The 21,835-nt window shown below is 63.4% G+C and carries 20 protein-coding genes; 14 read left to right on the forward strand and 6 right to left on the reverse strand.

Annotated features, from left to right (window positions below):
- The 4 genes from CMI59_RS06670 to CMI59_RS06685 all read left to right on the forward strand — a co-directional run.
- On the forward strand, positions 1-2,040 hold a 2,040-nt coding region (locus CMI59_RS06670; protein ID WP_293326395.1), incomplete at its 5' end, for a glycoside hydrolase TIM-barrel-like domain-containing protein.
- A 42-nt stretch (positions 2,041-2,082) separates the two neighbouring features.
- Entirely contained in the window at positions 2,083-2,805 is a 723-nt protein-coding gene (locus CMI59_RS06675; protein WP_293326397.1) for a DUF2793 domain-containing protein, read from the forward strand.
- A 57-nt stretch (positions 2,806-2,862) separates the two neighbouring features.
- Positions 2,863-3,264: a cell wall hydrolase gene (locus CMI59_RS06680; protein ID WP_293326399.1), complete on the forward strand. Its 402-nt coding sequence runs from the start codon at positions 2,863-2,865 to the stop codon at positions 3,262-3,264.
- 32 nt (positions 3,265-3,296) lie between these two features.
- Positions 3,297-3,494, forward strand: a complete 198-nt coding sequence (locus tag CMI59_RS06685; protein WP_293326401.1) for a hypothetical protein — start codon at positions 3,297-3,299, stop codon at positions 3,492-3,494.
- A 48-nt stretch (positions 3,495-3,542) separates the two neighbouring features.
- Here the strand turns inward: CMI59_RS06685 and CMI59_RS06690 are convergent, their stop codons facing one another.
- Entirely contained in the window at positions 3,543-4,115 is a 573-nt protein-coding gene (locus tag CMI59_RS06690) for a hypothetical protein (RefSeq protein ID WP_293326403.1), read from the reverse strand.
- Positions 4,116-4,494: 379 nt separating this feature from the next.
- On the opposite strand from CMI59_RS06690, the gene CMI59_RS06695 reads away from it, so the two are divergent.
- The 8 genes from CMI59_RS06695 to CMI59_RS06730 all read left to right on the forward strand — a co-directional run bounded on the left by CMI59_RS06695 (position 4,495) and on the right by CMI59_RS06730 (position 11,627).
- Positions 4,495-5,298: an SDR family NAD(P)-dependent oxidoreductase gene (locus tag CMI59_RS06695; RefSeq protein ID WP_293326405.1), complete on the forward strand. Its 804-nt coding sequence runs from the start codon at positions 4,495-4,497 to the stop codon at positions 5,296-5,298.
- Positions 5,299-5,337: 39 nt separating this feature from the next.
- On the forward strand, positions 5,338-6,480 hold the full coding sequence (locus CMI59_RS06700; protein ID WP_293326407.1) for an acyl-CoA dehydrogenase family protein: 1,143 nt from the start codon (positions 5,338-5,340) through the stop codon (positions 6,478-6,480).
- A 14-nt stretch (positions 6,481-6,494) separates the two neighbouring features.
- Positions 6,495-7,523 (forward strand): acyl-CoA dehydrogenase family protein, encoded by a 1,029-nt coding sequence (locus CMI59_RS06705; protein ID WP_293326409.1) that lies wholly within the window; start codon positions 6,495-6,497, stop codon positions 7,521-7,523.
- Between the two features lie 33 nt (positions 7,524-7,556).
- The gene (locus CMI59_RS06710; protein WP_293326411.1) at positions 7,557-8,228 is read left to right on the forward strand and encodes a nitroreductase; all 672 of its coding nucleotides are present in this window, start codon (positions 7,557-7,559) and stop codon (positions 8,226-8,228) included.
- Between the two features lie 65 nt (positions 8,229-8,293).
- Positions 8,294-8,695, forward strand: a complete 402-nt coding sequence (locus tag CMI59_RS06715; protein WP_293326413.1) for a PepSY domain-containing protein — start codon at positions 8,294-8,296, stop codon at positions 8,693-8,695.
- 9 nt (positions 8,696-8,704) lie between these two features.
- Positions 8,705-9,376, forward strand: coding sequence for a response regulator transcription factor (locus tag CMI59_RS06720; RefSeq protein WP_293326415.1), 672 nt, complete (start codon positions 8,705-8,707; stop codon positions 9,374-9,376).
- Entirely contained in the window at positions 9,366-10,739 is a 1,374-nt protein-coding gene (locus CMI59_RS06725; protein WP_293326417.1) for an ATP-binding protein, read from the forward strand. Before CMI59_RS06720 ends, CMI59_RS06725 begins: the two co-directional genes overlap by 11 nt.
- A 264-nt stretch (positions 10,740-11,003) precedes the next feature.
- Positions 11,004-11,627: an RT0821/Lpp0805 family surface protein gene (locus tag CMI59_RS06730; protein ID WP_293326419.1), complete on the forward strand. Its 624-nt coding sequence runs from the start codon at positions 11,004-11,006 to the stop codon at positions 11,625-11,627.
- 553 nt (positions 11,628-12,180) lie between these two features.
- Here CMI59_RS06730 and CMI59_RS06735 read toward each other — a convergent pair.
- Both CMI59_RS06735 and CMI59_RS06740 read right to left on the reverse strand, forming a co-directional pair.
- Positions 12,181-13,554, reverse strand: coding sequence for a YihY/virulence factor BrkB family protein (locus CMI59_RS06735; protein ID WP_293326421.1), 1,374 nt, complete (start codon positions 13,552-13,554; stop codon positions 12,181-12,183).
- A 231-nt stretch (positions 13,555-13,785) separates the two neighbouring features.
- Entirely contained in the window at positions 13,786-13,992 is a 207-nt protein-coding gene (locus tag CMI59_RS06740; RefSeq protein ID WP_167094146.1) for a cold-shock protein, read from the reverse strand.
- Between the two features lie 362 nt (positions 13,993-14,354).
- Between CMI59_RS06740 and CMI59_RS06745 the strand changes: the two genes are divergently transcribed.
- Positions 14,355-15,749, forward strand: a complete 1,395-nt coding sequence (locus tag CMI59_RS06745; RefSeq protein WP_293326426.1) for a hypothetical protein — start codon at positions 14,355-14,357, stop codon at positions 15,747-15,749.
- 127 nt (positions 15,750-15,876) lie between these two features.
- Here the strand turns inward: CMI59_RS06745 and CMI59_RS06750 are convergent, their stop codons facing one another.
- Both CMI59_RS06750 and CMI59_RS06755 read right to left on the reverse strand, forming a co-directional pair.
- Positions 15,877-16,902 carry a D-cysteine desulfhydrase family protein gene (locus CMI59_RS06750; protein WP_293326428.1) on the reverse strand — a complete coding sequence of 342 codons (1,026 nt, stop codon included), beginning with the start codon at positions 16,900-16,902 and terminating at the stop codon, positions 15,877-15,879.
- Between the two features lie 15 nt (positions 16,903-16,917).
- Positions 16,918-18,141, reverse strand: coding sequence for a CoA transferase (locus CMI59_RS06755; protein WP_293326430.1), 1,224 nt, complete (start codon positions 18,139-18,141; stop codon positions 16,918-16,920).
- A 300-nt stretch (positions 18,142-18,441) separates the two neighbouring features.
- On the opposite strand from CMI59_RS06755, the gene CMI59_RS06760 reads away from it, so the two are divergent.
- Positions 18,442-20,298 (forward strand): PAS domain-containing sensor histidine kinase, encoded by a 1,857-nt coding sequence (locus tag CMI59_RS06760; RefSeq protein WP_293326432.1) that lies wholly within the window; start codon positions 18,442-18,444, stop codon positions 20,296-20,298.
- 6 nt (positions 20,299-20,304) lie between these two features.
- On the opposite strand, the gene CMI59_RS06765 is transcribed toward CMI59_RS06760, so the two are convergent.
- Positions 20,305-21,835, reverse strand: a 1,531-nt coding sequence (locus CMI59_RS06765) for a penicillin acylase family protein (RefSeq protein WP_293326434.1), incomplete at its 5' end; no start/stop codon positions are given.

A 21,835-nucleotide genomic window follows, 5' to 3' on the forward strand; every position in this document is an offset into this window, starting at 1 on the left:
ATAAGAGGGTGGTGGGAGAACGCGCATCACGACCGGCCCGGCGGCGTGGAAAGCGCGGTCGCGACGGACTGGGTGCCGCAATCCAAACCCGTCTGGTTTACCGAACTGGGCTGTCCCGCCATCGACAAGGGGACGAACCAACCGAATGTCTTCGTCGACCCGAAATCGGCCGAAAGCAATGTGCCGTGCTTTTCCAGTGGCGAGCGCGACGACTTCATCCAGCGCCGTTTCATCGAGGCGGAGGCGGGATATTGGGACCCGTCGCATGAGGCCTTCGCGGAAACCAACAATCCGGTCTCGCCGGTTTATGGCGGGCGCATGGTGGAGCCGTCCCGCATTTTCCTCTGGGCCTGGGACGCGCGGCCCTTTCCCGCCTTTCCGGCGCGCGACGACATCTGGGGCGATGCGCCGAACTGGGAGCGCGGTCACTGGATCAACGGGCGCATGGGCGCGGCGGCGCTGGACGGGCTTGTCGCTGCGATCCTGACCGGGATGGATTTCGCCCATGGCGATACGAGCGGGCTCAACGGCGTGGTGGAAGGCTATGTGCTGGACCGCATCATGACGGCGCGCGGCGCGCTGGAGCCGCTGATGGCGGCGTGTTTCTTCGGCGCATCCGAAACGGGCGGTGAGATCCGTTTCCATCATTTCGGCGCGGCGCCGTCGCTGGCCCTGAGCGTGGACGATCTCGCCGTGACCGATGAGAGCGGGCGGCCGGGCCTGACACGGGTGCGCGGGCAGGAAAGCGAGCTGCCGCAATCAGCCAAGCTCTCCTTCATCGACGGCGGCGGCGATTATGCGCAAGGTGTGGCCGAAGCGCGGCGTGCGGAAAGGACGAGCCGCGCCGTCGTCAATCAGGCACTGCCCATGGTGCTGACCCCGGCGCAGGCGCAATCCATCGCCGAGATCTGGCTGCGCCGGCAATGGGTGGCGCGGGAGCGGGCGACGCTCACCTTGCCGCCGAGCCGGATGGCGCTGGAACCGGGCGATACGCTGACGCTCCAAACAGATGAAGGCGGCGCCGAATACCGGCTCGGCTCGGTTTCCGACGAGGGCGTGCGGCGCGCCGAAGTCGTGCTGGAGGAAGCAAGTCTCTACGGGTCGGTCGCCACCGCCTCGCGTGTCCGAAACATTGCCCGCGCGGCGGACAGGCCGCCCGTGCTGGCGGCGTTCATGGACCTGCCGCTCGTCACCGGCACGGAAACGCCCTGGGCGCCGCGTGTCGCCTTTGCCGCCGACCCGTGGCCGGGCAGTGTGGCGCTGTGGACACGCGCGCCCGGCGGCACCGTGCTGGACGGCACGATAACCCGGCAGGCGACCATCGGGACGACGCTGGATGCGCTGGGCCCCGGCGCGGCGCTTGCCGGACGCTGGGACGAAGCCAATAGCGTGACCGTGCTGCTGGCCTCCGGCGCGCTGTCGAGCGCGGAGAAGCTCGCCGTGCTGAACGGCGCCAACCGCGCCGCGATCGGCGGCGAGACCGAAGGCGGGGCCGAAGACTGGGAAGTGATCCAGTTCCGCGAGGCCGATCTGGTGGCGCCGGACACCTATCGCCTGTCGGGCCTGCTGCGCGGACTGGCAGGTACGGAACGGGAGAGCACATTGGCAGCGGGCGCGCGTTTCGTGCTGCTCGACGGCGCGGTGGCAGAAACGGGCCTTGCGGAAAGCGAAAGAGGGCTCGAACGCCGCTGGCTCTGGGGCCCGGCGTCGCTGCCCTATGACGATGAGAGCTATCGCGAGCGCAGCTATGTCTTTCAGGGCGTGGGGCTGCGGCCGCTGAGCCCGGTGCATGTGAGTGCGAAGCGGGCGGCGGACGGCACGCTCGATTTCGTATGGATCCGCCGCACGAGGGTAAGCGGCGATAGCTGGCTCGGCCTCGACGTGCCGCTGGGCGAGGAAGCGGAACTTTACGACCTCGACGTGCTGTCGGACGAAGGCGGGGAGGTGCTGCGCACGCTCTCCGCGACACGCCGGATATGCAGGCGGTGGATTTCGGCGGTCCGGCGCCCGCATCGCTTGCGATCGATCTCTATCAGCTGAGCCCCGCATGGGGCCGCGGGCGCGGAAGGAGCGCAATCCTCAATGTCTGATACGGCCAATCTGAAACTGCCCTGCCTGGAACCGGCGCAGGCGCAAAAACACGTCACGGTGAACGAGGCGCTGACGGCGCTTGACGCGCTGGTGCAGCTTTCGGTGACGAGTGCGACGCTGAGCGCGCCGCCTTCGGACCCGGCAGACGGGGCGCGCTACATCGTCGCAACCGGTGCGACGGGCGACTGGAGCGGGCATGAAGGAGATGTCGCTGCCTTTCAGGACGGAAGCTGGCGCTTCTATATGCCGCAACCGGGCTGGCGCGCCTGGGACGAGGCGGCGGGCCATGGTCGGCGGCATGACGGCACGGGCTGGCTGGCCGAAACGGGCGGTGGCGTGCTGGCGGCGGGGGCGAGCTTCGGCGCGGCGCTGACCGCTCACGTCATCGAGCTGGAGCATGAGCTGACGCCGGGCTGGGCGAATGACACGGCGCTGGAAATACCCGACCGCGCCATTGTGCTGGGCGTGACGGGCCGGGTGACGGAGACGGTGGTCGGCCCCGTGAGCTGGAGCCTTGGCGTGGCCGCCGACCCCGGGCGCTACGGCAACGGGATCGGCATTCCGGCAGGCAGCACGGTCAACGGCATCAGCGGGACGCCGGTGGGCTATTACGGCGCCACGCCGGTGAGACTGACGGCGGCGGGGCTGGCTTTCGTCAGCGGCACCCTCCGGCTCGCCATCCATTATCTGGCTCTCTCCATCCCGGATGCATGAATCGGCTTGACGTGTTCTTGTATTGTTCTCATATTTGAGGAATAAATTCCTCATTTCGTGACACGAAGTTCCGGTTCCATGTTGCCGCTTGCCGCCTCCATTTCCGCCTCCTTCAGCCGCGACCCGACGCTGGGCGAGGTCACGGCGCTGGCCGACATGATGGCGGATATGGGCAAAGGCGAGGGCGAGGAGGGGCTGACGGCGGTCGGCTGGGCGCTTCTGAACCGCTATGGCGGCGCGGAGGAAGCGGCGAGCACAGGCCGACCTTTCCCGCTGGAGCGGCGCTGCGGCGCGGATTTCTGCCGGGTACTGGGACTTGCCGCGCGCATTCTCGCCGGTGAGGTCCCGGACCCGACACGGGGCGCGACGCGTTTTCACGCCCATGACGAACTCCCGGCCTGGGCCGAGGAGCGGATGCCCTGCGCGCTGATCGGCGGGCATCTTTTCTACGCGGTCTGAGACCGCGCTTCCCCAAACAGAAAGGACAACAGATGGACGGTTCGACCGGATTGTTTCCGGCCGACTGGATCGGCTGGATTCAGGCGGCCCTGAGCGTGGTCGGCGCGGCTTCCGCCGTGGCGGCGATCACCCCCACGCCCAAAGACGACAGGATCATCGGCAAGGTGCACAGCGTGTTGCAGCTTCTTGCGCTGAATATCGGCTATGCCGGCAAGAGCAAACAGCAGTGATGTGGAAGCGCATGGCGGGCGACAAGGCCCGCCATGCGCCCTTTTACGCTACAATGTCGTAAAGGCCGGCTGTTCGCCGGCGACCGGGCGGGAAAACCGCCGCTCTTTCGCGGCAAACCGGTTCGCCATTTTTCGTTTTCTGGACGATGAGAAGATTGCCATATCCTGCGTGAAGAGTTTTTGCAGTGTATCGGCGTCGATGTGATCCTTAAGCCATCGTTCCGCAGCTTCCGCTTTCTCTCGTTCGGAGACGGGCAGGTTCTTGCGATCCTGCACCTGCCCCCAGACGACGAGAACGATCAGCTTTAAGCGAATCTCGTGCAGATGCTCCACCACTTCGCGGCTAAGGATGAAGGGAGCTTCCGACGTGACCGAAACGAAGCGTCTTAACTCATCCGCCTCGACATACCCCTTCACGATGAAGTCGGTGAAAACCTCCTGAATGCCGTCAAACACGGAGAGCTGTCGTGAAAAGAGTTCGTGGCGCAGCTTGTCCTTGGAGACGACGTAGTAGACAAGCGACAACAGGCCCCAAGCCAGTACGAATTGAAAGAAGATCAGAATCAGCACCAGCCATATCAATGAGTGGAATGAATCCGCCCATTGGACTATCTCAAACATTAGCGATCCCAGCCTAAATATGTAGGCCACTAATATGCACAAATTTTATGGTTGGAAGAAAGATGAAAATTTTAGTCAAGACACACATATTGCTGTTGATTTCGCCCTGCTGAAAATAAATCAAGTCATTTTGTGAATAAGAGCATGTTGATTTAGCCCGACGACGACGCGTTTCAAGTGCCTTTCTTGCCGGACGCATCGGCCATCGGCACCGAATTGCATCCGACGCAGCGTCAGCCTGACCTTGCCGAATTCCCCGCGAAAAACCTGCCCTGCCAGGCTTTTCCCGCCTGCGACACGAACCATTTAACCTGCTAAAACGCATGCCGCGTTAAACGACGACGAGCCCGGCAAACGGGCCGCGAGCAGGGAGACGCCCATGGATTTGCAGCTTGCCGGAAAAACGGCGCTTGTGACCGGGTCCTATCGAGGCACGGGCCGCATGATCGCGCATGCACTCGCCGCCGAAGGCGCGCATGTCGGCGTGCATGGGTTCGCACGCACCGCGGCGGAAACCGTTGCACATGAAATTCATGAACAGGGCGGCGCGGCTTCCGCGCTGGAAGGCGACATTCTTACCGATGACGGCGCGGCGCAATTGTTGCGCGAGACGCAGGATGCGCTGGGTGATGTGGACATTCTTGTCAATAATTACGGCACCGCAGATGCCGGTTCATGGGCAACCTCCGAAACGCCGGACTGGATCGAGGCCTATGAGAAGAACGTGCTGTCCGCCGTGCGCATGACGCGCGGGCTGATGGACGGCATGAAGGCGAAAGGCTGGGGCCGCATCGTCAATCTGGGCACGATTGGCTCCACCGAGCCGGCCGCCCGCATGCCGCATTACTATGCCGCCAAGGGCGCCATGGCGACCATGACGGTGAGCCTGGCCAAGGACCTTGCAGGCACCGGCGTCACGGTGAACCTCGTCAGCCCCGGTCTCATCCGCACGAAGGAAGTGGAAGAGCGTTTCATCGAACGCGGCCGTCGGAAGGGCTGGGGCGACACCTGGGAAGAGGTCGAGCCGCATGTGCTGAAGGAGTTCATGGGCAACCTCACCGGGCATGTTCCGTGTCCGGAGGAAATTGCCGATGTGGTGGTCTTCATCGCAAGCGCGCGGTCGGGCGCGATCAACGCGCTGAACATCCGTGTCGACGGCGGCACCACGGCGCTTGTGACCTGAACCGCCAGCAAAAATATAAAGGACAGAACGGGGAACGAGATGCAGGAATTCCGCTTCGATCTATGCGAACTGCCGGGCGAGACGGAAGGGCTCCGTCAGGAACTCCGCGCCTTCCTGAAAAAGGAACTGGCGGACATTCCCGCCGTGACGCGCGCCCAGACATGGAGCGGCTTCGACGCCGATTTCAGCCGCAAGATGGGCGAAAAGGGCTGGATCGGCATGACATGGCCCCAAAAATATGGTGGCCATGAGCGGAGCTTCTTCGACCGCTATGTGATGCTGGAAGAAGTGCTGGCCGCCGGCGCGCCGGTGGGCGGGCACTGGATCGGCGACCGGCAGTCGGGCCCGCTTCTGCTGAAATTCGGTACGGAAGAGCAGCGCCAGACAATCCTGCCCAAAGTGGCCAGGGGTGAGTGCTTCATGTGTATCGGCATGAGCGAACCGGATTCCGGCTCCGACCTTGCCGCCACGCGCACCCGGGCCGAAAAGGTCGAGGGCGGCTACAAGGTCAATGGCACCAAGCTGTGGACCTCCAATGCGCATAAGGCGCATTACATGATCGCGCTTTTCCGCACAGACAATGAAGACAAGCATGGCGGGCTGACGCAGTTCCTCGTGGACCTCACGCTGCCCGGCATCTCCATCCGCCCGATCACGGATCTGTCGGGCCATGCGCATTTCAACGAAGTGAATTTCACCGACGTTTTCGTGCCCGACGACATGCTGGTCGGCACCGAAGGCGGCGGTTGGGCGCAGGTGACGGCGGAACTTGCTTTCGAGCGGTCGGGCCCCGAACGCTATCTCTCGAGCTTCATCCTGATGGTGGAACTCATCCGCGAGCTGGAAAAGCAGAAGGGCGAAAAGGGCGCTGCCGAGATCGGCCGCCTCGTCGCGCATCTGACGACTTTGCGCCAGATGTCGCTCTCGGTGGCGGGCATGCTGGAGCAGGGCGAGAACCCGGCGCTGGAAGCGAGCGTGGTGAAGGATCTCGGCGCTGTCTTCGAGCAGAACATGCCGGTGATCGCGCATGAGCTGACCGGGATCGAGGCGCATATCGGTACCGGCAGCGATTTCGAACAGGTACTCGGCTATCTGACACAGGTGACGCCGTCCTTCTCATTGAGGGGCGGCACGCGGGAAATCCTGCGCGGCATCATTGCGCGCGGTCTGGGCCTGCGCTGAGGAGGAGAAAACAGATGAACGAATTGCAGACGATCCTCTCCGACAGCGTGAACGGCCTGCTCGGCGACCGGGTGACGAAACCGCTTCTCGAAAAGGCCGAAGCGGGCGAGTTCCCGCAAGCGCTTTGGGACGAAGTGGAAGCGAACGGCCTCACCCGCGTACTGGTGAGCGAAGAGCAGGGCGGTGCCGGCGGCACATGGGCCGATGCCAATATGGTGCTGAAGGCGGCGGGCGATCATGCCGCGCCCTTGCCGATTGCCGAGGCGGTGCTGGCAAGCTGGCTGCTCGACAAGGCCGGTATCGAGGTGCCCGAAGGCGTTATCACCGTGATGGAAGGCGAGTTCCGCCTTGATGGCGACAAGCTGTCGGGCAAGGCGGCCCGCGTGCCCTGGGGCCGCAATGCGAAACATGCCGTGACGCTGGTGGACGGCGCGGGCGGTGCGCAGGCCGTGCTTGTGGCGCTGGACGGCGTGGCAATCGAGGAAGACATCAATGTCGCGCGCGAGCCGCGCGACACGCTGACTTTCAATGCGGCTCCCGCAGTGGCGAAGCCCGCCGGGCTCGATGCGGAGGCGCTGACGCTTTACGGCGCGCTCATCCGCTCTGCGCAGATGGCAGGCGCGCTCGCCTATCTGCTGCGCCAGAGCGTTCAGTATGCGAATGAGCGCAAGCAGTTCGGCCGCGAGATCGGCAAGTTCCAGGCGATCCAGCAACAGCTTGCCGTGCTGTCGACGCAGGCCGCGGCGGCGGGGACGGCGGCGGCCCATGCCTGTGCCAGTGCCGACCGGCAGGACGACCCCTCCTTCGAGATCGCGGTCGCCAAGGTGCGCGCGGACGATGCGGCCAATATCGCCACGTCCATTGCGCATCAGGTGCATGGCGCCATCGGCTTCACCTATGAGCACGGGCTGCACTATGCGACGCGCAGGCTCTGGTCCTGGCGGGCGGAGTTCGGCGCGGGCGCCGACTGGGCCGAACAGCTTGGACGCCAGACGATCACGCGCGGCGCCGACGCGCTCTGGCCTTTCGTGACGGCGCGCTAAACGGAATCATCGAACCGCAACAGAGGTATTCCCATGAATGTGTCCGAAGCGCTGAAGACGCGCATCACCTGCCGCGCCTTTCTGGACAAGCCGGTGCCGGAAGCAACGCTGCGCGACCTGCTCGAAACGGCGAAATATGCGCCGTCGGGCGGCAACCTGCAGCCCTGGCATGTCTATGCGCTGACGGGAAAGAAGCTCGAAGAGTTTCTGGGGATCATCCGCGACAAGGCGAAGGACAATCCCTTCGGCGAGGGGACGGAATACGACATCTATCCCAAGGGACTGACCGATCCCTATCGCAGCCGCCGCTTCAAATGCGGCGAGGACATGTATGCCTCCATCGGCGTGGCGCGCGAGGACAAGGCGGGCCGGCTTCAGCAGTTTTCCAGAAATTTCGAGTTTTTCGGCGCGCCCGTCGCGCTCTTCTTTGCCATCGACCGGCAGATGGGCCTCGGCCAGTGGGCCGATCTCGGCATGTTCATGCAGTCGGTCATGCTGCTCGCGCGCGAATACGGGCTCCACACCGCGCCGCAGGAAGCCTGGGCGATCTGGCACAAGACCATTGTCGAATTTGTGGACATGCCCGAAGAGCTTATGCTGTTCTGCGGTATGGGGCTTGGCTATATGGACGAAACCGCGCCCATCAACCGGCTCCGGACGGATCGCGCGCCGCTCGAGGAAATCGTGTCCTTCGAGGGGTTCTGACCCTTTGAATGGGGCGTAACCTGCCGTTCATCCCGGGTTCAGTGAGGACGGTTTAGGCTCCCTCCATGATTTCGCAGTCCACATATCGCTTCATGGCCAAGGCCGCGCAGATTGCGCTGCTGGCGGCGGCATTTGCCGTGTCCGCCAGCGCCGCCCGGGCCGATGGAGTGTCTTTCGGCAGCGGGGCGGCGGCCTGGCCGCGCGCCCAGGGCTATGTGAGCCGGCCGCTTTACGATGCACGGTCCGATCAGGACAATGCGCGCAATGCGGTGAAGGCCGGAAATGTGCTGTCGCTGGAGCAGATCCTGCCGCGCGTGCGGGCGCGTTTTCCAGGACAGCATCTGGATTCGCGCCTCATTCAGGCGGGAGGACGCGCCGTCTACAAGGTAAAGATGCGCATGAATGATGGCAGCGTTAAGATCATCACCGTCGATGCCCGCTCCGGCAAGATCCTCGGCGCGAGATAGGAGAGACCCATGCGGCTTCTGGTGGTGGAAGACGATCCGGATCTGAACAGGCAGCTCGTCAGCGCGCTTCAGGAAGCAGGCTACGTGGTCGACAGCGCCACCGACGGTGAAGAGGGCCATTTCCTCGGCGATACCGAACCCTATGATGCCGTCGTGCTCGATCTGGGCCTGCCGGAAATGGACGGCGTGACCGTACTCGAAAAATGGCGGCGCGACGGCAAGACCATGCCCGTGCTGATCCTGACCGCGCGCGACCGCTGGTCGGACAAGGTCGCGGGCTTCGACGCGGGCGCGGACGATTATGTGGCCAAGCCCTTCTATATGGAGGAAGTGCTGGCGCGGCTTCGCGCGCTGCTGCGCCGCGCGGCGGGCCATGCCTCGAGCGAACTGGAATGCGGCCCGCTGATGATCGACACGCGGACTTCGCGCGTGACGGTGAACGGCAAGGCGGTGAAACTCACCTCGCTGGAATACAGGCTGCTCTCCTATCTGATGCATCATCAGGGCCGCGTCATCTCGCGGACCGAACTGGTCGAACATCTCTACGACCAGGATTTCGACCGGGATTCGAACACGATCGAAGTGTTCGTGGGCCGCCTGCGCCGCAAGCTCGGCAAGGATCTCATCGAGACCGTGCGGGGCCTCGGCTACCGCCTGACGGCACCGGAAGATGCGGTCTAGCAGCCTCGCGTTCCGCCTCGTCGCTGGCGCGGCCTTCTGGAGTTCCATCGTCCTCGTGGCGGGCGGGATCATTCTCTCCACATTGTTCAGGGGCTCGGTCGAGCGCAGCTTCGATGCGCGGCTCGCCTCCATGCTGGACAGCCTCATCGCCAGTACCGATGTCTCGCCCGACGGCAAGCTGGAACGCTCGCGCCAGCTGAGCGAAAGCCGCTTCGATTTCGCCTATTCGGGCCTTTACTGGCAGATCGCCCCGCTGGCCCCGCGCGCGCCCTTGCGCTCGCGCTCCCTCTTCGACCAGAAGCTCGATATCGATGCGGGCAAGAAAGTCGAGCGCGGCGAGAACGGCATCAAGGCATTCGGGACGACCGGGCCGGAGGGCCAGCATCTTCGCGTGCTGGAACGGCGGATCTCGCTGCCCGGATATGATGTGCCGGTGTCCTTCGCGGTGGCGGCCGACCGTGCGGAACTGGAAGGGGATATCGCCCATTTCAATGGATGGGTCGCCGCCTCCATGGGTGTGCTCGGTATTGTGCTGCTGGGCGCGCTTCTCATTCAGGTGCGTTTCGGCCTGCAGCCGCTGGACAGGGTGCGCCTGTCGCTTGCGAATATCCGCTCCGGCCGGGCGACGCGGCTCGAAGGCGAGTTCCCGAGCGAGATCGAACCGCTGGCCGAGGAGCTGAACGGCCTGCTGGACGGCAATCGGGAAGTGCTGGAACGCGCGCGGACCCATGTCGGCAATCTCGCTCATGCGTTGAAGACGCCGCTCAGCATCCTTTCCAACGAAGCCCGCGCGCAGAAAAACGAATTCGGCGGTCTGGTCGAGAAGACCTCGGGCCAGATGCGCGAGCAGATCGACCATCATCTGGCGCGGGCCCGCATGGCGGCGTCGGCCAATGTGCTGGGCGCCCATAGCGACGCCTCGGAGGTGATGAAACGCCTCGCCCGGACGCTGGAGCGCATCTATGCCGAACGCGGCATCCGGATCGATCTTGCCATGCCCGACGGGATCGGTTTTCGCGGCGAAGCGCAGGACCTGGAAGAGATCGCGGGCAATCTCCTCGACAATGCCTGCAAATGGGCGGAGAGCGCTGTGCGGGTGGAGCTGACGCCGCATGCCGAGCGCCGCAAGGGGCGGCCGTTCTTTCTGCTCGCCATCGAGGATGACGGGCCGGGCCTGCCGGCGGAAAAGCGCGAGGCGGCGCTCAAGCGCGGCGGGAGGTTGGATGAATCGAAGCCGGGCTCCGGCCTCGGTCTCTCCATCGTGACGGAAATCGTGGAGCTTTACGGTGGCGACCTGACGCTTGCCGATGCCGCGTCCGGCGGTCTCCGCGCCGAGGTGCGGCTGCCGCAAGCGGGGGAGTAGGCAGTTCCAATCCATCTGGTGTCATCCCGGCCTTGTGCCGGGATCCAGAGCGACAAACTCTTTGCCTTGCGGCCCTGGACCCCGGGACGAAGCCCGGGGTGACATTCATGGTTGGGGAAGAAGCCATGCCTCTCTGCCAACTGGTTTTGAGAAGCTGAACGGCGGATGAACGCCGCATTCAGGGCCCGCTCAAGCACCCCCCGATAATGTACCCCCATGAGCTGCCGGATGTCCGGCAGGCACGACATCGAAAGGGGTGCCGAAATGACTTTCTCCCGTATTTCCAAAGCCGCGACCGCTGTGGCCCTGATCCTCGGCATGTCCGCAGCGACCACCATGGCCAATGCCGGTCCGCGCTACTCCTACGACCAGTACAACAATCGCTACGAGCAACAGCGCTATGACCAGCAGCGCTATGACAGCCATTATGACAATCGCTACGACAACCGTTATGACCGCCGCTACGACAACAACTACCGTGACGACCGCAACGACCGCGGCAAGGATGTGATCGGCGCCATTGGCGGCGCATTGATCGGCGGCCTGCTCGGCTCGCAGTTCGGTGGCGGCGACGGCAAGCTCTTCACCACCGGCGCGGGCGTACTGGTCGGCGCCATGCTGGGCAAGAACATTGCCAGCAACCTGGATCGCCGCGACCGTCCCTATGTCGAGCGCGCCTCTTATGATGCGCTGGCCGGCGGAAGCCGCACGCGGTGGCGCAATCCCGATAGCGGCAATTACGGCTATGTGACACCGGCTGCCAGCTATAATCGCGGTGGCCGCCATTGCCGCGAGTATGAGCAGACGATCTATATCAACAACCGCGCCCGCAATGCCCATGGCACCGCCTGCCGCATGCAGGACGGCACCTGGCAGATCGTCAACTGATCGTCCGTAGACGTACCGGTTCTCTGTCCGGACAGATATCTCCTCGAAAATGAAAAGGCCGCCGCATTCCCCATAAGGGAGTGCGGCGGCCAGTTCGGAACGGTTGCGACGCGACCTGCTATTTGTGCTGTCGTCAGGCCGCCCCGTCTGCGTGCCGGATGTCGGTCGACTGCCGCCCTGCGGGGCGGCGACATGGAAAATGAGCTAGGCGGAAAGGGTCCCGGAAGTGTCCGTCCTTGTCCACCTCGCCTCACGATCCTGAGTCGGAATCGATATCCGGGCGATGGCAAACGGTGTCACTAAACCGTTAGACATCGGATCACCTCCTTTCCTTGTTGAACACGGGACTTAACCGTGAATCCGGACACGGCCCGCGTCAAGGGGATGTATGTGACAAGTTTCAAAACACACCATCCAGTGGAAACAAAGGCGCGTATTTTGGGGATTTTCCGTAGGCGGAGGCCGCCGGATAATTTACCGGAGTGTTCGGGTCTGCGCGCCACAGGCGCCGCGAGCCGCATGGCGGCTGCGCATTAAGGACGAAAAAGACGAATCAATTGCCGCTGACCGCGCGCGGTTTCACCGGATCGGCGGCTTTCTCGTCCTGATCGATCAGGGTCTGCATGGTGATGTCGTCGGTAATCTCTTCTTCCCGCTCCGAAAGCCGGGTGAAGAGCTCTTCCACACGGGGCTCCTTTGCGAAGCTGCTCGACGGGATCGCCTGATCCGCGGTTTTGCGGTGCCGCACGGCAGAAATCACATCGGTGATACTCGTCTTGTCGCTCGGTTTGCCGGGCACCAGACGGGCAGGGCTGTCTCCGGTGAGGTTCAGAAGCCCCGCCTTGCGCAGCGCCCGCGAAATCTGCCCGACCGCCTCCATCGGCAGATGCAGCCGCTTGGACAGCGTTTCCTCGGTCCAGGGCGTGTGCCCCCTGGCGAACGACTCGTGAATGAGCAGCAGGGCCTGAACCGACATCCGTTCGAGCTGGGCGGAGTTGAGATAGCCGATGCCTGCGACGGGCGAGAGGTGCCGCCGGTTCTGGAAATAGAAGGAGATGGCGCAACCGCCGAGCAGGATCAGCCAGGCCGCATAGAGCCAGAACATGAACATGACGAGGCTGGCGAAGGCGGAATAGATAGCGACCGTCTGAGCGGACTTCACCACGAAGGTCGCAAACCCCCAGCCGACCGCGCCCCAGGTGATGCCCGCCACTGTGGCACCCGCAAAGGCGGAGGAAAGCCGCACCCGCGTATTGGGAACCAGCGCATAGACGAAGGTGAAGGCGCTGATCAGGATGACATAGGGGACCGCCCGGCTCGATTGCTCGACGACGAAGCGCACAGGGGCCCATTCGATGACGGATCCGACCAGGGAATTGGAGAGCGCCCCCGCCGCGATGCCTGCGAAGGTGAAGGCGACGATCGGCCCGAGCACACCCATGCTGACGAGCTCGGTGAATTGCTGCGCGATCGAGCGGCTCGCCTCGACATGCCAGATCGAATTGAAGGCTTCTTCCACCTTCTTGATCATCGAGATGACGGTATAGAGCAGGAAGGCGAAGCCGACGGTTCCCAGCACATTCGCATTTACGCGCTGCACGAATTCCATCATGCGCTGCGTGACCTCCGCGCCCTGGGCGCCGAGCGGGGAGAGGAAGTCGGCGAGCATGCCTTCGATATAGCTGTCGAAGCCGAAGGCGCGGGCGACGGCAAAGCCGATGGCCAGCGCCGGGACGATGGAGAGAAGCGTCGTATAGACGAGGCTCATCGCCCTGAGATTGAGCGAGCCCGCAAGCAGGTCGCGAATGACCACCCAGGAAATCCGCAGCGACGTGACCGCGACCCGGCGCCAGAGCGGCTGGTCTTCATCCGTCGGTTCCCAGATGAAACTTTCTATCCGGTTTTGAAGCAGACTTGGGCTGATCATGGCGCAATCCAGAAACATTCCCGGCGACCATAGACCGATCGAAAGCGTTCAGGGTCTTTCATCGGTCCGGTCTTTGCGGGTAATGCCGGTCTCGCCGGACGGTCATGACGACGATCATGACCGGGGAGCCACCGGCGGCCCGTGACAAAAGAAAGACCCCCCAGCTGGGGGTGGGGGGTCTCGAACTTGTAGGGCCGGGAAACCCGGCCGGAGGTCTTGTTAGCGGCTGTGTCAGCCGATAACGAGTTCCTCGGCAGAGAAACGACCGTTTCGGCCTTCCACCAGTTCGTACTGGATGGACTGGCCTTCCTGCAGTGTTTTCTGTCCGGCACGTTCAACAGCCGAGATGTGTACGAACACATCTTTGCCGCCGTCTTCCGGTGCGATGAACCCATAACCTTTTGTGGCGTTGAACCACTTAACGACTCCGGTAGCCATATGCGTCGATAGCCTTCAGTAAGTAAGTAATCAGGGCACCCCCGGATCACCGGAGATGTCCAGTTGTTAACGCTATCACCGAATAATCGTCGTCGCGAATCGAAATCTGGACAGTGTTCGAGATAATTTCGGGCTGTCCGTAAACGTTTAGTACCGTTTGCATTTTCGGCGGCCGTCCGGATCGCGGAGTAAAAATTCCTGTCTTCGGTTTTCCGTCGCATTGTTGTCATCCATGCGTCGGGAACCAAATGTTAAATATAAAGCCCTAGCGTTGCTGCCTTGCGGGCGAGATGTCTGAGCGCCGTCCGCGTTGCTGTTTCAGGTGGCGGAACGGATCAATGGAGAGCACGGCCGATACAGGCTTGAGCAGGAAGCTGGCGCAGTATCTCGAAAAACTGCCCGAGCCGACTCTGCTGAAGCTCGCCTACGGGCTGGAGCGCGAAAAGCTTCGCGGCACCAAAGGGCTGCCGTTCGATGAGCTGATTTCCGCGCTGCGTCCGCTCCTCGCCACAATCGGCGGAGAGCGTCCGGGCCTGCCCGATCCCATGCGCCATTTTTGTCAGCCTTTCGAAGACCTTCTGGTTACGGACGGTGTGCGCCCGCGACGGGGCCAGATCTCGCGCAGCGCCATTGCGCTGGTCTGGACCTGGCTCGAAAACGATCTTCTGCCCGACGCGCTGCCCGACCTCTGCCGTCATGTGACGGAAAAGACGCTGGAAGGCGACAAGGCCGGTCTCGAAGCCGCCGTGTCGGTGATGCATGAATCGGCCTCGCGCGCCATGCGCGCCGAAATCGAGCGGGCGAGAAAGGATACCGCCTATTGCCGGGAGCTTGAGCGCCGGCTGTCGGGCGAAGAGGGGCTCGACGATGCCCGAAAGATTGCCGATGTGCTGGCGATCGCGCCGGCGATGATAAAGCTCCAGAAGATGCTGCCCAAACCCATCGAGAATCTCGATGAAACGATGGTGAAGCAGGTCCGGGAACTTTATGACGAGGTCAGCGAAGAGGCGCCGGAGCGCGCCATCTACATTGCCTATGGCGTGGCGGGCCGGCTGCGCGAGCCTCATCAGGTGCTGCGCCTGGCGCGTCGCATTGCTCACCAGCGCAACGACATTCTTATCAGCCGGACGGAACTTGCCGTGCTCGGCGAGGATATTCTGTCGGAAATGGAAACCATCGCAGCCAAGGCGGAAGCTGCGCGTCCGGGCCGCACGGATCTGGAAAAGCTGCTGGAGGACGTGAAGCGCTTCACGCGCCTGTCAAAAGGGCTCACGACGGAAATCGACCTGCGCCGTTGCGGCGAATGGGGGCAGCGTCTGCTTGGCGCCCGCGCCAAATTCTCCGTCGCGCTGGCCGAAGAGCTGTCGCGCATCGAACTCATACTGGTGCGGGCGCTGCCCTTGCAGCAAATGGGCGTCTATGGCCGGGGCGCGCCCCAGCGGCCGGATATCGCGGATGCCCCGTCGAAAGAACGCAGCGACAAGGCGATTGCCGCCGTGCATTTCCTGCATGGCATAACGCCCTATGCCGAGGCGGTGGGCGCGCAAAGCCATTGCTGCAGCGTCAGCAAGCAGGTCACCGCCTATCTCGATGCCTATGAGGATCGCCTGCTCGAAGAACTGCGTCTGTCGGACGGCGAGCAGCGCGAGCACGCTTCTCTCTATCTGGAGCTGGTGGCGCATTTCCGCGAAGAACTCGGCTATACCGATCAGGCCGATATTCTGCGTCGCCGCGGCCTGGCCGCCGCCCAGGGCTGACGAACAGAGATTTCGGTGTCTTTCTATCCCGTCATGCCCCGCTTCATGCGGGGCATCCACGTCTTTGCGTCAAAGAGGGAAGGCGTGGATGGCCCGAACAAGTCGGGCCATGACGAAGCGGGGTGGACTAACGGTCCGAAAATTCTTCCGCATAGGCAAAGAGCCCCGGCGCACCGCCGGTATGCAGAAACACCACATTGTCTTCCGCGCGCATGCGCCCGTCGAGGATGAGGCCGATCAGACCCGCCATCGCCTTGCCCGAATAGACCGGATCGAGGAAGACGCCTTCCAGACGCGCCAGCGTTTCAACCGCCCGGCGCATCTGCGCGGTGGGAACGCCGTATCCGTCTCCGAGATAGCCCGCTTCCAACGCCACGACCTCGTTCGGCGGCAGGTCCGCCCCCAGCGCTTCCGCCGTCTTGACTGCGAGCGCATGGATGTCATTGGCCATGGCCTGCGTATCGTCGCGATAGACATTGATGCCCAGCACCGCCGGGCCGCCGGGACGCAGCATCTGCCCGGCCACGAGACCGGCCTGCGTGCCGCCGCTCGACGAGCCGTGAACGATATGGCTTGCCGCAATCCCGCGCGCTTCGAGCTGGTCGGCCAGCTCCAGATAGGCATTCACATAGCCCATCGTGCCGGTGACGTTGGAGCCGCCGACAGGCGCGAAATAGGCCTTGCGTCCCTGCGAGGCGAGTTCCTGCATGACCCGCTCGAAAACCTTCGCCGGATCGGCGTCCGCCGCCTCCACGATCACGCGCGCGCCGAGAAGATCGTCCAGAAGCAGATTGCCGGAGCGCCGGTAGTCGCGGCCCTGATAGGGCACGGTGTCGAACAGCACGAGAACGCAATCGAGCCCCGCGGCGGCCGCCGCCGCCGCCGTCTGGCGCGCATGGTTCGACTGGGCCGCGCCCGCCGTGATGACGGTATCGCAGCCTTGCGCCAGCGCCTCGCCGATCAGGAATTCGAGCTTGCGCGTCTTGTTGCCGCCGAAGGCGAGCCCGGTGCAATCGTCGCGCTTGATGAAAAGCCGGGGCACGCCGTTTTCCGCCATCTCCGACAGCGCCTCGCGCAGGCGGGGGAGTTCATCCAGCGGCGTCGGCAGATGCGCCAGCCGCTTGCGGGGGAGGGCGGCGAGTTTGTCGGACATGGTTTTCCCTTCTGTTCAGATCGTACCGTCGTCACGCATGGCGCCGATCTCTTCGGGAGTGTAGCCGAGCGAGGCGAGAATGGCGTCGGTATGTTCGCCGAGTTGCGGCGCGCGCTGGCTCAGCTTGCCCGGCGTGCGCGACAGGCGCACCGGCGTTTCGGCAATCGGCGCAGGACTGTTCATGCCGGGAAAGGGCATCGGATTGAGATAGCCCATCGCCTGGATGTGCCGGTCGTCCAGCGCCTGTTGCGGCGAATAGACCGGCCCGGCGGGAATGCGCGCCGCTTCGAGTTCGGCGAGCGCTTCCTCCGTGGTGCGTTCGCCCGCCCATTCGCGCGTGCGCGCCGACAGGATTTCACCATTGTCGCCGCGCGAGATGTCGTCCTTGAAGCGCGGATCGTCGAGCCATTTCTCCGCATCGCCCATCAGCCGCGCCCAGCGTTTGAAAAGCGGCTGGCCGATCACCTGTACGAGGATCCAGCCATCCTTTGTCGGCACGATGTCGGCAGGCCCCGCGTAGGGGCTGCGATTGCCGATGGCGACGCGGTCGATCTGCCGCATCTGCTGTTCGATCAGATGAAAATTGAAAAAGGAAAGCGCGGTCGACAGAAGCGATCCTTCCACGATCTGACCCTCGCCGGAGCGCGCCCGCTCCATCAATGCCGCCATCGTGCCGAACGCCGAGAGCGAAGCGGTGCCGAAATCCACCCAGGGGGCGTAGGATTTCATCGGTTCGTCGGGATGGCCGGTGAGGTAGGACGCGCCCACCATGGATTGCGCAACGCCGTCGAAGCCCGTCCGCTCGCTATAGGGGCCGCCATGGCCGAAGGCGGAAACGGTGGTGAGGATGATGTCGGGCTTCACCGCCTTCAGGCTGTCATAGTCGAGCCCCATGGCCTTCAGCGTCGCAGGCGGCAGGTTGGCGACCACGACATCGGCGGTGGCGACGAGCTTCTTCACGACTTCCCGGCCTTTCTCGCTCATCGGGTCGAGTGTGAGGCCGCGCTTGTTCCGGTTCATTTGCAGATACATGGCGCCTTCGCCGCCATCGCCCGCTGCCGCTCCCGGCACAACCGGCTGCACGAACCGGTCTTCGCTGCCGTCGCGCTTTTCCACCCGGATGACTTCCGCACCGAGATCGCCCAGCAGCGCCGCGCAATAGGGGCCGGCGATGTAGCGCCCGAAATCGAGCACCCTGACGCCTTCGAGAAGCGGCGATACCGTGCCGTTTTGATCCATTGCTGAGAACCCTCCCTTAGTCGGGCCGGTCGTTTAACCGCGCCGGTCCGCGTTTTTTTCGCACGATAAGCGCCCGGGTCGCCGGTGGCCAGAAGCGCAATAGCTGTTTTGCCATTTGTTTAGGGTTATTCCCTAGGGTTTCCAGGCGTCCGGAAAGTTGTGTGCGGCCGGACGCCGGCGGCGATGTGCCTGACGCTCGTTTCTTCCCGCGTTTTCGAGGAGCTGCGGAGGAGAGGGAGCGGATCGCGTCATGCCGGAGGGGGTGGAGAAGGCGAGCGTTCGCCGCGAAGGGAGTGTGCCATGACCATTGGCGCCACAATGAAGCGCATGATTCGACCGACGGCCGCGGCCGGCGTCACCCGTGATCCGGTGCTCTTCCGCTGGACGGGCGAATTCGCCGACGCGGCGCTCGAAGAAAAGTTCCTGCGAGCCAACCTGAACGACCTTCGGGCGCGGGTTCGTGCCACCCTTTATGGTTGCTACGTGTTCGTCATCTGGGGGGCGTTCGACCTTGTCACCCATGGGCCGACACAGCTCTTCTTTCTGGTGATGACCGGGCGCCTGGCAGCGCTCCTGCTGCTTGTGGCGGCTCTCAAGCTGTTCCGGAAACCCGGGCAGCTGAACGGACTGTTCCTCGCGCTCACCCTGTCGCAGTTTCTGGTCGCCACCATCGCGCCCTTTTCCCTTTGGTGGGACAGCACGGACTACAGCACGGGCATCATGAGCATCGTCGTGGTGCTCTTCGCTTTCTATGTCGGCGTGCCGACCAAGCTGTCGCGTAATCTCGCGGCGTCTTTGGTGCTGACATCCGGTGCGATTCTGGTAGCGCCGGCGCTCGGCAATTACGACCCGGCGACGCTGCTTCAGAATGTGCTGCTTCTGATCGCCGCCAATGCCATCGGCGTCCAGATCGTGCGCGCCAGTAACCGGCTGCGCCGCGAAGCCTATCTGACCATGCACCAGCAGGACGAGCTGAACGAACAGCTCACCCATGAGATCGATGTCCGCCGCGAGGCCGAGCAGGCCATGCGCGCGTCGGAAGAGAGTTTCGAGAGCCTCTTCTTCAATGCGCCCCAGCCGCTCGCACTGGTGGATCCGCGCAGCCTCGAAGTGATCCAGGCAAACAGCGCCGCGCAGGTCCTGGTGGGTTATGAGAGGGATGGGGACGGGGACAGCAAGCTGAACGTTTCAAGCTTTTTCCCCAATGGCGATGTCGTTCCCTCGCTGCGCATGGTCGCCGAAAGCGGCGGGCGCGGTGCGGGAAAGGAAGTCGAGCTGATCCGCCTCGACGGAACCCGGATCTGGGTCGCCGTGTCGGTCGCGCCCGTAGGGTTCAAGGGCCGCCGCTCCGTTCTGGTGGGGCTTCAGGATGTGACCGAAAAGCGCCACCAGCTCGACACGCTGCGCCAGGCGCGCGACATGGCCAATGAGGCCAGCCGGTCCAAATCCGAATTCCTCGCAAATATGAGCCATGAGCTGAGGACGCCGCTCAACGCCATTATCGGCTTTTCCGAGGCGTTGCAGAACGAACTCTTCGGTCCGGTCGGCTCGCCGCGCTACCGGGAATATGCCGAGGATATTCACGATAGCGGCGTGCATCTCCTCACACTCATCAACGATATTCTGGACCTGTCGAAAATCGAGGCAGGCCACTTCAAGCTTCACGAGGACGAGGCGGACCTCAATCCGATCGTCTCCTCCGCCCTGCGGCTGGTGCGGCATCGCGCCGAAAAGGCGGACATCACCCTCAATTGCGTTCTGCCGGACCCGCCGCTCACCGTCGTCGTCGATGAGCGCGCCCTGAAGCAGGTCCTCATCAATCTCATCGCCAATGCGGTGAAGTTCTCTCACGCCGGTTCCAGCGTGACGGTCAGCGCCGGGTTGAGAAGCGATTCCCTTCGCATATCGGTCGCCGATCGCGGCATCGGTATGGAGGCGGACGACATTCCCAGGGCGCTCGCTCCCTTCAGCCAGCTCGACGGCACGCTGTCGCGCAGCCATGAGGGAACGGGGCTCGGCCTGCCGCTCGCCAAACATCTGACGGAACTGCATGGCGGTACGCTTTCCATCGAAAGCGCCCCCGATGTCGGAACCACCGTGCATGTCGACCTGCCGATCGAATGCGTCGCCCATCGCCTCGACCGGGATACCGCCTGAGCCGCGTCAATCTGCGGGCGCGGCCTTGCCGTTCCGTTCGCCGGGCCGATAGGCCTCCTGCACATGCCCTTCCAATTCGGCATCCGTGAAAAGCTCGGGCCGCATTTCCTCGCTGGCATAGAGCGGTGTCTGGTCCGCGTAATGCGGCGAAGAAGGGCGGGTCATGGCGCTGCCGAACTGGCTGACATTGCGTGAGCTGACCTTGCCGTCCTTGTCCCATTCCACGAACATGAAAAGCGTGTCGCCGCCGACGGCCTTGAGCCGTCCGTCGTCGAGCTTTTTCGCATAGATGGCGCGCAGAAGATCCGGCCCGCCAGCGACCGGCAGATCGACATCGCCGCGGATGATGCGGTTGACCTCGCCCCATTGCGGATCGAGCCGCCCGAAATGCTCTTTCAGCCTCTTGATGGCGTCATGCAGCGTGTCCATCGGGTCGGGAACCGGCTCCTTGACGATACGCGCATGAACCACCGGCTCGGCCATCAGAATGGCGAGCGCCGCGCCGCGGCTGTCTTTCGTCGCACGCATGTCCCAGCGACGCAGGATGTCCTGCGCCTCGGCAAGGTCGCTGTCGTCGCCCGGATCAACGGACACGACCTGCTTCAGGAGCTTCGCCATCTCCGATTTTTCCGAATAGGTGACGTCGAATTTATACGCCCGGAATTCCTCCCGCGTGATCTGCGGATCGGACCCGAAAGTTTCCTCCATCCGGTAGGCGCGATTGGTCATGTCGGTCTGGATACCCATCCAGTCGGGAAAGGCGGACGGGTCGAGATCGGAGGAAGGCGTCGTCGCGCGGAAAGGCGTGTTGTTGGCGTTGAAGAGCACGCCGCTTTCCGGATTGATGTATTTCGGAATTTTGTCGAAGGGCACATAGGAGTGCCAGATCAGGTCCGACCGGTCGCCCGGCAGCACGCCTTTCCAGTCGAAGCCCGGCTTCCGCTCGGGGAACTGCCCATTATAGATATAGGCGATGTTGCCGTCCCGATCCGCATAGACATAATTGATGCTGGGCAGCGCCTGTAGCCGCAGCGCATCGAGGAACTGGTCGAGCGTTTTCGCCTTGTCGAGACGGTAATACTGCTCCACCTGCCGGTACTCGCCCATGCCCGCAAAGCGTACGGCGAAATAGCCATTAGGCGTTTTCAGGACCGGGCCATGTTCGGAGCGCAGCACGTCGCGCTCCACCGTCCACCAGAAGGGCCCCCAGAGATTGACCTTGATCTCGGCGGTTTCCTTTTTGAAATCGCGCCACTTGCCGTCGAGAAGATACTGGTTCTCATTGTCCGGGTTGATCGTGAGCCTGTAGATGTCGACGAGATCGGGCTCGTTAACGGTGTTGGCCCAGCCCAGATTTTCATTATGTCCGTGCAGCATGAAGGGCGAGCCGGGAAAGAAGCCGCCCGAGACATGCCAGCCTTCGCCGCTATCGAGTTCCGCCTCGTACCAGGCGACCGGCCCCGCATAGGGCTGGTGCGAGTTGACGAGGAGGCGCGTCACGCCGTCGTCGGACCGCGCGCGCGCGACGGCGACGCCG

Source organism: Parvibaculum sp. (assembly GCF_002684405.1).
GTDB lineage: Bacteria > Pseudomonadota > Alphaproteobacteria > Parvibaculales > Parvibaculaceae > Parvibaculum.